Here is an 11,497-nt window from a genome sequence, read left to right on the forward strand (position 1 = left end):
GTCGCAATGAGCACGGATGCAACCACCGAAGCACCGCAGATCCACAAAGGGCTGGCCGGCGTCGTCGTCGACACCACGAAGATCTCCAAGGTCAACGCGGAAACCAACTCGCTGCTGTACCGCGGTTACCCGGTCCAGGACCTGGCCGCACGCTGCAGCTTCGAAGAGGTGGCGTATCTGCTGTGGAACTCGGAGCTGCCGGACGCGGACCAGTTGCGGGACTTCACCGCGTCCGAACGCGGCGGCCGCGCACTGGACCCGGTGGTGAAGTCGGTCATCGATTCGCTGCCGGTTGAGGCCCATCCCATGGACGTCTGCCGGACGGCGGCCAGCGTGATCGGAGCCCGCCACCGGCTGGCCGAGGATTCCTCACCCGAGGCGAACATGGCCAAGGCGCTGGAGCTGTTTGCGGCGTTCCCGGCGGTCGTCGCCTACGACCAGCGCCGGCGCCGCGGGCAGGACCTGGTGGAACCGCGCGACGACCTGGGCTACGCGGCGAACTTCCTCTGGATGTCCTTCGGCGAGGAGGCAGCGCCGGAGGTGGTGGAGGCGTTCAACGTCTCCATGATTCTGTACGCCGAGCACTCGTTCAACGCCTCCACCTTCACCGCCCGGGTCATCACCTCCACGCTGGCCGACCTGCACTCGGCCGTCACCGGTGCCATCGGTGCGCTGAAGGGCCCGCTGCACGGCGGGGCCAACGAAGCGGTGATGCACACCTTCGAGCAAATCGGCATCCGCACCGACGAATCCCGCGAGGACGCCGCCGCCCGGGCCCGGGCCTGGATGGAGCAGGCACTGGCGGAAAAGAAGAAGGTGATGGGCTTCGGCCACCGGGTCTACAAGCACGGCGATTCCCGGGTACCCACCATGAAGGCCGCGCTGGACAAGATGATCGACCACTACGGGCGCCCTGAAATCCTCGGACTGTACGACGGGCTGGAGCGCGCGATGGCCGAGGCGAAGGACATCAAGCCGAACCTGGACTACCCCGCCGGCCCCACCTACCACCTGATGGGCTTCGACACGGAGATGTTCACCCCGCTGTTCGTGGCCAGCCGGATCACCGGCTGGACGGCGCACATCATGGAGCAGCTGGAAGCGAACTCGCTGATCCGGCCGCTCAGCGAATACAACGGTCCCAGCCAGCGGGCGCTGGGCCGCTAGAACTGCCAGGCGACGCGGTGGCCGGTGTCGAGATTCTCGACGTCGGCCACCGTCTCGTTATCGGGCCGCATCACCACGCGGAGCCGCGGCTGCTCCCCCGACAGGGCCAGCGGCAGCCAATGCCCGGCGTCCTGCCACATCTGCCCCAGCGGCAGCTGGTCAACCCGGTGCCAGGACGGGGCAATTTCGACCGACTCGACCGGCACGCCGCTCCAGCGCCGTGCGACAAAGAGGGCGGTGTCCATGTTCCACGCCGGCCGCGCCGGGAAGTCGAAGAGAATCCGTCCGGCCGGTTCCAGGTCCTCAAGCCTGACCCGCGCCCCGGTCTCCTCGTGCATTTCCCGGCGCGCGGCCTCGGCGTCGGACTCCCCTGCTTCCAGTTTCCCGCCGACCCCCACGACTTTCCCGGTGCCGAAGCCGGTCTTCTTCCGGCCGAGCAGCACATAACTCTGCCCGGATTCTTCCCACAGCAGGAAGCACAAGGCGACGGCAACGGTCATGGCAGCGAGTCTAGCCCGGAACCGCTGCCCGGCCGCTCCGCTCCGCCGGCTTAGCCCAGCGCGCGCGGATGAGCCGCGGCATAAACCTCGCGGAGCGTATCGGCGGTGACCAGCGTGTAGATCTGCGTGGTGGTGACGGACGCGTGGCCCAGCATCTCCTGCACCACGCGGACATCCGCGCCGCCCTCCAGCAGGTGCGTGGCGAAGGAGTGCCGCAGGGTGTGCGGGGACACGGGCTGGGTGATGCCGGCCTTCTCCGCAGCCGCCTTCAGAATGGTCCAGGCACTTTGCCGGCTCAGCCGGCCGCCGCGCGCGTTCAGGAACAGGGCCGGTGTCCCGAGCCCCTTTGCGGCCAGTCCCGGCCGGCCACGGACCAGGTACGCGTCGGCCGCCTGCGCAGCATAGGAGCCCAGCGGCACCAGCCGCTCCTTGGACCCCTTGCCAAAGAGACGGACGACGGCGGGTCCGTCGCCTTGCGGTTCGACGCTGACATCGTCAACGTCCAGGCCGACGGCTTCGCTGATCCGGGCGCCGGTCGCGTAGAGAAACTCCAGCAGCGCCCGGTCGCGCAAGCCGGTGGGGCTGTCCGAGCCGGTGGACTCGAGGATCCGTGTCACGTCGGCCACGGAGATGGCCTTGGGCAGGCGTTTGCCGGGCATCGGCGGATGCACGTCGGTGGCCGGGTCGGTTTCCGTGATGCCTTCCAGCGTCCAGAACTTGTGCAGGCCGCGCACTGCCACGATGGTCCGGGCCGCCGATCTGACGCTCAGGGCGGCGGCGCCGTCGGACCCGTCGGAAAGTGCCTGGGCAAAGGCCGTGACATCGTGGCGGCTGACCGCGGCCGGCTCGCTGACGGAACGTTCCTGCAGGAACTTCACGTAGCGGCCCAGGTCCCGGCGGTAGGCCGCCACGGTGTTGGCCGCCAGCCCGCGTTCCACCGCCATATGCTGCAGGTAGTCGCCCGCGGCGCGACCCAGCGCCGTCGCGGTAAAGGCGTCTCCCTGGGCTGGCGCGGCCTGCACCGGCAACACCGTTGCTCAGTCCCGGCCGGAGTCAGCGGCGCCGGGACGCTGGCTGGGATGCTCCGGCCAGGGAGCATCCGCCGGACGCAGATTGTCGAAGCCCGTGGCGGCGGCCCGGGCAGCGGCGAGCAGCCCGGCCACGGCCGACGGATTATGCAGCCGGCCTGCCATCACCGCGTCCACGGCATCATCCAGGTCCACCCAGAGGTGCTCGATCTCGGCTTCCTCTTCGGTGCGCTCATGCCGCTGGTCTTCGGGGACCTCGGAGAGGTCCCTGGCCAGGTAGATCCGGATCGCCTCGCTGGAGGAACCGGGCGAATTGAAGAAATCTACCAGCACGTTCCAACGGCCGGCCACCAAATCAGCTTCTTCGGCCAGTTCCCGCGCAGCGGCATCCACGAAGTCCTCGCCGTCCATGTCCAGCAGGCCCGCGGGAATCTCCCACAGCGACATCTTGGCGGGCTGCCGGTACTGCTTCAGCAGCAGCACGCGCCCCTCCGGGTCCATCGCGAGGATGGCCACCGCACCGGGATGCGCAATGTAGTCGCGCACCAGCGTGGTGCTGTCGCCCTGGCTCAACGTGAAGGTGTCGGTGACCACGTCCCAGATCCGGCCGCGGTACACCGTTCGGCTTTCGACCAGCGGACGCGGATCCGAGACATCAGCAAAGGCGTCCGGCTGCACCTGCACCTCAGACCCTGGACTTTGCCGGTGTCTTGGCTTTGCCATGGTTCAAGGCGGCCGCGATCAGCCCGGCGAACAGCGGATGCGGCCGCGTGGGGCGTGAACTCAGCTCCGGGTGTGCCTGGGTGGAGACATAGTACGGGTGCACCTCGCGGGGCAGCTCAACGAACTCCACCAACGTGCCGTCCGGCGAGGTGCCGGAGAACACCAGGCCCGCAGCAGCGAGCTGGTCGCGGTATTCGTTGTTGACCTCGTAGCGGTGGCGGTGGCGTTCGCTGACCTTGGTGCTGCCGTAGGTTTCGGCCACCACGGACCCCGACTGCAGGGCCGCCTCGTACAGCCCCAGGCGCATCGTGCCGCCCAGGTCGCCCTTGCCGTCGACAATGTCCAACTGCTCGGCCATCGTAGCGATCACCGGGTGCTTGGTGTCCGGATCGAACTCGGTGGACGAGGCGCCTTCCAGTCCCACGATGTTGCGGGCGTACTCCATCACCATCGACTGCAGGCCCAGGCACAGGCCCAGGGTGGGGAGCTTGTGTTCGCGGGCGTACTTGAGTGCGCCGAGTTTGCCTTCCAGGCCGCGGATGCCGAAGCCGCCGGGCACGCAGATCGCGTGCACGCCCTTGAGCGCAGCGGCAGCGCCTTCCTCGGTGGCGCAGTCGTCGGAGGGAACCCAGCGGATCTTCACCCGCGTCTGGTTCGCGAAACCGCCCGCGCGGAGTGCTTCGGTCACGGAAAGGTAGGCATCAGGCAGGTCGATGTACTTGCCCACCAGCCCGACCTCAACGGTGTGCTGCGGGTTGTGGACCGCCGCCAGCAGCCGGTCCCATTTGGACCAGTCAACGTCCTTGAACTTCAAGTCCAGGTGCTGCACGATGTACGCGTCCAGGTTCTGCGAGTGCAAAGTCTTGGGGATGTCGTAGATGCTCGGCGCATCCGGGCAGCCGATGACCGCGTCGATATCCACGTCGCACATCCGGCCGATCTTTTCCCGCATTGCGGCCGGGACCTCCCGGTCGGACCGGATCACGATGGCGTCGGGCTGGATACCGATCGACCGCAGCGCTGCCACCGAGTGCTGGGTGGGCTTGGTCTTGAGTTCGTGCGACGGACCGATGTAGGGCACCAGGGACACGTGCAGGAAGAAGACGTTGTTGCGCCCGACGTCCTGGCGGACCTGGCGGGCCGATTCAAGGAACGGCTGCGACTCGATGTCGCCTACCGTGCCGCCGATCTCGGTGATGATCACGTCCGGGGACTTTTTGCCCGCGGCCGGCTCGGAAGGCAGGCGCATCCGGCGCTTGATTTCGTCCGTGATGTGAGGAATGACCTGGACGGTGTCACCGAGGTATTCGCCGCGGCGCTCCTTGGCAATCACCGTGGAGTACACCTGGCCGGTGGTGACGTTGGCCGAGCCGTCCAGGTTCTCGTCCAGGAACCGCTCGTAGTGTCCGATATCCAGATCGGTTTCGGCGCCATCATCCGTGACGAAGACTTCACCGTGCTGGAAGGGATTCATGGTGCCCGGATCCACGTTCAGATATGGATCGAGCTTCTGCATGGTCACGGAAAGGCCGCGCGCACGGAGCAGGTGGCCGAGGCTTGAAGCCGTCAGTCCCTTCCCGAGCGAGGACGCGACGCCGCCGGTGACGAAGATATGTTTGGTCGTCTTGGACGACTTGGAAAACCGGGAATTTGTTCGCTGCACCACGGAATTCGAGCCTATCACCTTTCTGGACGCCCTCGGATCTCAAGGCCGCTCCGACCGCTGTCGTGTGCGCGAACACACGTCAGCTAAGTCAACTTCTCCCCCGCCGGCGGCGGGGCTGGTTGTGCCTGCAGCTGGTGCTACAGCGCCCTGGCACCGTCAATCAGTTCCTGGGCATGTGCCCGGGCGGATTCGGATTCTTCCTGGCCGGCGAGCATGCGGGCCAATTCGGTCACCCGTCCCTCGTCGTCGAGCAGGCGGACGTCGCTGGCGGTCATCCCGCCGTCGCCGCTGCCTGCTGTCTTGATCACCCGGATGTGCTGGTCGGCGAACGCCGCCACCTGGGGCAAATGGGTCACCACGATGACCTGCACAAAGCGCCCCAGCATGGCCAGACGCCGGCCGATCTCGACCGCCGCTTTGCCGCCTACGCCGGCATCCACTTCGTCGAACACGAAGGTCGGCACCGGATCCACTTCCGCGAGCACCACTTCGATGGCCAGCATCACACGGGAGAGCTCGCCGCCGGATGCGCCCTTGCCCAGCGGGCGCGGCGGAGCGCCCCGGTGCGGTTTCAACAGGAAAGTGATGACGTCGGCCCCGTGCACTGCCAAAGCCGGCGCAGGTTCAATCTCGATCACCAATTCGGCCTCGGCCATGGCCAGCGCCGACAGTTCCGTGCCCACCCGGTGGCCCAGTTCAGCAGCAGCTTCCCGACGCAGCGCCGTGACCTCGGCGGACTGGGTGGCCAACGCCGCGTCCAGTGCCGCCACTTCCGCCTCCAGCCGCTCGATCCGGCTGGAGTCGTCGGTCAGGTCTTCCAGCCGGGCGCGGGCCTGGTCGGCCCAGTCGAGGACTTCGTCGATGCTGGGCGCGTACTTGCGCACCAACCGTGCCAAGTCGGCGCGGCGCGCTTCGACCTCCTCCAGCCGGCCCGGTCCTTCGCTGTCCAGCGATGCTCCGTAGCTGGCCAATTCGGCGGCCACGTCGGCGAGGATGATTCCCACTTCGGCCAACCGAGCGGCTGCCCGTCCCAGTTCGGCGTCTTCGTCCTGGACCTGCTCCAGCGACCGCTTCGCCGCGTCCACCAGGGTTACTGCATCCGGCGAGTCGGTGAATTCTTCGGCCACCAGCGCCTGGTGCGCTACGGTGGCAGCCGCGCGCAGTTCCTCGACGTTGGCCAGCTTGACGGCCACGGCTTTCAACGCGTCGTCTTCGCCAGGCTGCGGATCCAGCCCGTCGATCTCCTCGAGGGCCAGCTGCAGCGCTTCGGCTTCGCGCAGTCGTTCGCGTGCTTCAGTCCGCAGGGTCTCCAGCTCGGCCTTGGCTTCCCTCCAACGCACGAATGACGCGGCGTACCCGGTCAAGGCCTGCGACAGGGCGGCGCCGGCAAATTTGTCCAGTGCTTCGCGCTGTGCCTGCTGGCTTTTAAGCCGCAGCTGGTCGGTTTGGCCGTGCACCGCCACCAGATGAGCGCCGATCTCGGCCAACGTTCCCACCGGAGCTCCGCGTCCGCCTACATGCGCGCGGCTGCGGCCGTCTGCGTTCACTGTCCGGGCGAGCATCAGTTCGGCCCCGCCGTCGAACTCGTCCATGTCAGCCCCGGCTTCTCCCGCACGGGCAAGGGCGGGGCTGTCCGCGGCCAGCCGGACCACGGCCTCGGTCACTGCGCTGGCCGCCCCGCTGCGTACCGCGCCGGCGTCGGCGCGTGCTCCCAGCAGCAGGCCCAGCGCGGTGACAACCATGGTTTTGCCGGCGCCGGTTTCCCCCGTCACCACCGACAGGCCGGGCCCCAGCGGCAGGGTGGCCTCGGTGATGACGCCGAGGTTGCGGATCCTGATTTCTTCGATCACTTCAGCTCCTGCTGGGCGGGCTGGGTATAGTGCGGTTCCACGGTGCGAACCGTGGGCAGGGACGAGGTGGGCGGTTGTTCCTCTGAGGGGCTGACGGGGCCGCGCCACCCGGACGTGGGCAGCTCGAACTTGCGGACCAGCCGTTCCGAGAACGGGGTCCGCCGAGTGCGGGCCAGCCGGACCGGTTTGTCCGAGCGGGTCACCTCGATCCGTGATCCCGGCGGCAGCTCAAGACTGCGGCGCCCATCGCACCACAACACCCCATTGGCGTCGCTCCGGCTCAAGACTTCCACCGCCATGATGGAGTCCGGCGCAACCACCAGCGGCTTGGCGAACAAGGCGTGCGCGCTGATCGGCGTCATCAGCAGTGCTTCAACTTCGGGCCATACCACCGGGCCGCCGGCCGAAAACGCATAGGCCGTCGAGCCGGTGGGGGTCGCCATCACTACGCCGTCGCAGCCGAACGAGCTGATGGGCAGGGCATCGACTTCGACGACCACTTCCAGCATCCGCTGCCTATTGCCCTTTTCCACGGCGGCTTCGTTCAGCGCCCAAGTGTGCCCGATCTTGCGTTTGCCAAGCCACACTTGGACATCGATGGTCAGGCGTTCTTCCACCGTATATTCGCGGTTTACCACCCAGTGGACGGTCTGCGCCAAGTCCGCGCGTTCGCTCTCAGCCAAGAAGCCGACGTGGCCCAGGTTGACCCCGAGCAGCGGAACATCCGATTCGCGGACCAGCTCGGCTGAACGGAGGATGGTTCCGTCGCCGCCGAGGACCATGCCTAGATCCACGGAGTCAAGAGTGACGTCCTCGTCCAGCGTCTCGCAGGGAACGGCCAGTTCGCCATACTTTTCCCGTATGGGCGCTATCTCTTCACGGCGCATCACCGGAACCAGCCCGGAGGCATGCAGTTGGGCGCAGGTTTCCTGGGCCGCCGCCATGGCATCTACCCGTCCGGTGTGCGCGAGCACCAGTATCCGCCGGCTCATCGCTCCACTCCCGGTTCCTGCCCTCTCGGTTCGTCCGTCTTGTCCGGCGATTGTCTGGATCCATGCGGGAAATCGGCCATCGCTGCGTCTACTTCCCCTGCCAGCACACTACCCGTTTTGCGCTCCGGTTTGCCCGCCGGAACACTTATCCACAGGAAATATTCGACGTTTCCGTCCTGCCCGGGAAGAGGGCTGGCCGCCAATCCGCGCACCCGCAGACCCGCTTCGAGGGCCGACGAGACAACGTTTTTTACCGCCCGGAAGCGTTCGGATTCTGAATTGACGACGCCGGTGCGCGCCAGGCTTTCCCGGCCCACCTCGAACTGCGGCTTGACCATCAGCAAGAGGTTTCCGTTTGGCCGCGTGGCGTCGGCCAAGGCTTCGATGACCAGGGTCAGGGAGATGAACGACAAGTCGGCGACGGTCAGGTCCACCGGGCCGCCGATCTCCGCGGCTTGGAGATAGCGGACGTTCATCCCTTCGAACACGCTGACCCGGCTGTCCGTGCGGATCTGGTCAACGAGTTGGCCGTGTCCCACGTCCACGGCGACTACCTCACGTGCCCCGGATCGCAGCAGGACATCGGTGAAGCCGCCGGTGGAGGCTCCGGCGTCGAGGCAGCGCAGGCCGGTCGGATCCACCGCCGGGAAAGCTGCCAGTGCACCCGCCAGCTTGTGTCCGGCCCTGCTGACGTAGTCGGGGCCGGCGTCAGGGGCTACGTCCAGCGGGTCCCCCGTGCCGACGGCCGCCGATGCTTTGGTCAAAACAGTTCCGGCGCGGCTGACCCGCCCGGACGCGATGAGTTTGGCAGCATGCGTGCGGGAGCGTGCCAGTCCCCGGGATACTAGCTCCTGGTCGAGTCGCGGCATCGGGTCAATCAGCCTCGGTCTCCAAGTCGGCCAACAAACCGTCGTGGATCCGCTGGTACACCTGCTCGTGCTCGCTGACGGAGAGGTCCGGGATCTGGGTCAGTTCGCCGACGATGCTGTTCACGGACTCGTCCGCGGTCGGCTCAGCCGGGGCGGGCCATTGCGGCGGCGTTGGGGTGCCGCTTTCCCTCGATTCTGGCAGGTCCAAGCTTTCCTCCCTTGCATCGGCCGGCGTACCCAACCGCCGTGAATCAGTGTAGTAGCGGCGTTCAGTCGGCAAGCTCAGGCGTGGCCGCTGCAGTCTGGTCCGGGTGGGTATTCCACCACGCCGTGCAGGCTGCCCGCCACGTGTCCACATCATCCCGGCTGCCGGAGATGCGGAGTCGGCCGTTCTCGACGGCGGCCATCGCGCCACCGCACCGGAACCCGGCGCCGTCGCGTGTGACCGCAGGGTAGGGCAGATACAGTTCGGCTAGGCTGCCCAGCAAGTAGCGTGGCCGTTCGGCGGTGCGGGCGCCGAGGACCGCTTCGGGGCCGTCAACGCCGGTGAGCACCACCGCTGTGTCCATGCCGGCATTGTTCCCACCCAAAATGTCCGTGTCTAAACGGTCCCCCACGACCAGCGGACGATGTGCGCCCAACGCTTCCGCCGCCGTCGTAAAGATGCCCGTTTCCGGTTTCCCCGCGACGAGTGGCGCCGCCCCGGTGGCCGCCTGCACGGCGGCCACCAATGCGCCGTTTCCGGGGGCGATGCCACGCTCCCGGGGGATGGTCATATCCGTGTTGGTGGCGATCCAGAAGGCGCCAGCTGCGATTGCGAAGGACGCCTCGGCCAGTTCCTTCCACCCCAGCCCCGGGTCGAATCCCTGGATCACAGCCGAGGGTGCTTCGAGGGCAGAACTGACCGGAATATATCCCTGGGCAGCTGTTTCGTCAGCCAATGTCTGGCTGCCCGTGACCAGCACCTTGGAACCCGCGGGGACGTGCTGGGCCAGCAGCAGTGCGCCGGCTCGTGCCGATCCGAAGACCTGATCGGCGGTGGCCGGCGCGCCGAGCTCGCGCAAGTGTGCGGCTACCTGCTCGGACGACCGGGACGCGTTGTTCGTGATGTAGCCCAGAGCCGTTCCGGTGTCCGCAAGACGTTCCAACGCCTCGGTAGCTCCAGGGACAGCCTGCTGCCCGGCATAGACCACTCCGTCCAGGTCGGACAGCAAGGCATCGTAGCCGGAGATCAGCGGCTTACTCGTCATCGTCCCTGCTGTCCGGCGTGTCCACCGGAGCCGGAGCGTCCTTCTCCTCGGGCTCGATGGAAGCTGCCGCGTCGTGTTCCCCCTTTGGTTCATCCGTCGGAGAACCGGCCACGGGCGCAGCCTCCTCCTCGTTGGAGGGCCCGGCTTCGCCGGCCTCTGCGAGCTCGGAGTCGGACGCCGCGGCTTCGTCGGCGTCCCTCTCTTCTTCAACGACAGCATCAGCGCGTTCCTGGGCCGGGCTGCCGGACCCCTGACGCGGACTGCCGACAGGTTCCGTTTCCTCACCGACCAAATCGACGATCTCCGGCTCGGCGAAATCACCAACACCAAGGGCATTCTCCGCCACGGCTGCCTGGCGCCGCCATTGCTGGGCTTCATCACCGCGGTTGGCTGCGTCCAGAGCGTCTGCATAAGCGCGGAAGAGTCGCGGGCTGTATGAAAAGGCCCGGTTCCGGTCCAACTGAGGAATCTCCAGAGCTGCGACCGCCGCATCGAACTGCTGCAAATCGGACCGCGCGCCGGAGGCCACAATGGCCAGTTCCACTTTGCCTGCGGTATCAAGCGACTCTGCGTCTTCTGAACGGGTTAGCTCCAGCGCCCTGTCGGGACGTCCGAGCCCACGTTCACAGTCCGCCATGATGGGCAGGTGTTCGTTGGAACCGCTGATCCTTCGGAACGTGCGGAATTCCCTGAGGGCTTCGCCATAGTGGCCGGCCGCATAAGCAGTCAGGCCCACCGCTTCGCGCACAGGAGCCATACGTCCGCCCCTGCGGCTAGCTGCCAGCGCATGCTGGAAGGCCAGTTCCGGATCCTCGTCGAGAAGCCGGCCCGCCATGACCAAGTGCTTGGCTACCCACTCTGCGTTCTTCGATTCCAAGGTCCTCAGCTGTGCGCGAGTAACTCGGTCCAGCTCCGACCCTGACACGTCCTCGTCAATTTCCGGCGACCGCGGACGGTCAACGCGATTGGCACTGCGGAGGTCGCTGGCGCTGTGCTCACGGGGGCCGGCCGGACGGCCATGGGACCGCTCGCCGCGATCCTGACGAGGCCGATCACCCTGCGGACGCCGATCACCAAAATCGCCGCGCTCACCACGATCCTGACGAGGCCGATCACCCTGCGGACGCCGATCACCACGATCCTGACGAGGCCGATCACCCTGAGGACGCCGATCACCAAAATCGCCGCGCTCACCACGATCCTGACGAGGCCGATCACCGAAGTCACGCCGCTCACCACGGTCCTGACGAGGCCGATCACCCTGCGGACGCCGATCACCAAAATCGCCGCGCTCCTGACGGGGTCGGTCGCCGAAGTCACGCCGCTCACCACGGTCCTGACGAGGCCGATCACCAAAGTCACGCCGCTCACCACGGTCCTGACGAGGCCGATCACCAAAGTCACGCCGCTCACCACGGTCCTGACGAGGCCGATCACCAAAGTCACGCCGCT

The 11,497-nt window shown here is 67.0% G+C and carries 12 protein-coding genes; 2 read left to right on the plus strand and 10 right to left on the minus strand.

Going from position 1 to position 11,497, the window contains the following annotated elements; translation table 11 throughout:
* The first annotated feature begins 6 nt into the window (after window positions 1-6).
* Window positions 7-1,167: a bifunctional 2-methylcitrate synthase/citrate synthase gene (locus AC5RWX_RS17790; RefSeq protein ID WP_493957930.1), complete on the plus strand. Its 1,161-nt coding sequence runs from the start codon at window positions 7-9 to the stop codon at window positions 1,165-1,167.
* On the opposite strand, the gene AC5RWX_RS17795 is transcribed toward AC5RWX_RS17790, so the two are convergent.
* From AC5RWX_RS17795 to AC5RWX_RS17840, 10 genes are all read right to left on the minus strand, one after another.
* Window positions 1,164-1,667, minus strand: coding sequence for an 8-oxo-dGTP diphosphatase (locus tag AC5RWX_RS17795; protein WP_493942920.1), 504 nt, complete (start codon window positions 1,665-1,667; stop codon window positions 1,164-1,166). The two genes, AC5RWX_RS17790 and AC5RWX_RS17795, sit on opposite strands and share 4 nt — an antisense overlap.
* Window positions 1,668-1,717: 50 nt before the next feature.
* A complete protein-coding gene (gene xerD / locus AC5RWX_RS17800) occupies window positions 1,718-2,611 on the minus strand; it encodes a site-specific tyrosine recombinase XerD (RefSeq protein ID WP_493957939.1) in 894 nt (297 codons plus the stop codon).
* Between the two features lie 93 nt (window positions 2,612-2,704).
* Window positions 2,705-3,373, minus strand: coding sequence for an NUDIX domain-containing protein (locus AC5RWX_RS17805; RefSeq protein ID WP_493943747.1), 669 nt, complete (start codon window positions 3,371-3,373; stop codon window positions 2,705-2,707).
* A gap of 7 nt (window positions 3,374-3,380) precedes the next feature.
* Complete coding sequence (gene pyrG / locus AC5RWX_RS17810; protein WP_493942919.1) at window positions 3,381-5,102, minus strand: CTP synthase; 1,722 nt, start codon at window positions 5,100-5,102, stop codon at window positions 3,381-3,383.
* A gap of 119 nt (window positions 5,103-5,221) precedes the next feature.
* Entirely contained in the window at window positions 5,222-6,934 is a 1,713-nt protein-coding gene (gene recN, locus AC5RWX_RS17815) for a DNA repair protein RecN (RefSeq protein ID WP_493957931.1), read from the minus strand.
* Window positions 6,931-7,926 carry an NAD kinase gene (locus AC5RWX_RS17820; RefSeq protein ID WP_493940280.1) on the minus strand — a complete coding sequence of 332 codons (996 nt, stop codon included), beginning with the start codon at window positions 7,924-7,926 and terminating at the stop codon, window positions 6,931-6,933. The genes recN and AC5RWX_RS17820 overlap by 4 nt, the downstream gene beginning before the upstream one ends.
* Window positions 7,923-8,795, minus strand: a complete 873-nt coding sequence (locus AC5RWX_RS17825; RefSeq protein WP_493940279.1) for a TlyA family RNA methyltransferase — start codon at window positions 8,793-8,795, stop codon at window positions 7,923-7,925. The genes AC5RWX_RS17820 and AC5RWX_RS17825 overlap by 4 nt, the downstream gene beginning before the upstream one ends.
* Window positions 8,796-8,799: 4 nt before the next feature.
* Window positions 8,800-9,003 (minus strand): hypothetical protein, encoded by a 204-nt coding sequence (locus AC5RWX_RS17830; RefSeq protein WP_493940278.1) that lies wholly within the window; start codon window positions 9,001-9,003, stop codon window positions 8,800-8,802.
* Window positions 9,004-9,064: 61 nt separating this feature from the next.
* On the minus strand, window positions 9,065-10,045 hold the full coding sequence (locus AC5RWX_RS17835; protein ID WP_493940277.1) for an HAD-IIA family hydrolase: 981 nt from the start codon (window positions 10,043-10,045) through the stop codon (window positions 9,065-9,067).
* A complete protein-coding gene (locus AC5RWX_RS17840; protein ID WP_493940276.1) occupies window positions 10,035-10,922 on the minus strand; it encodes a hypothetical protein in 888 nt (295 codons plus the stop codon). The genes AC5RWX_RS17835 and AC5RWX_RS17840 overlap by 11 nt, the downstream gene beginning before the upstream one ends.
* 141 nt (window positions 10,923-11,063) lie before the next feature.
* On the opposite strand from AC5RWX_RS17840, the gene AC5RWX_RS17845 reads away from it, so the two are divergent.
* The coding region (locus AC5RWX_RS17845; protein ID WP_494097680.1) for a hypothetical protein at window positions 11,064-11,497 on the plus strand (434 nt) is incomplete at its 3' end.

Source organism: Arthrobacter sp. SPT-J7, from assembly GCF_059089965.1.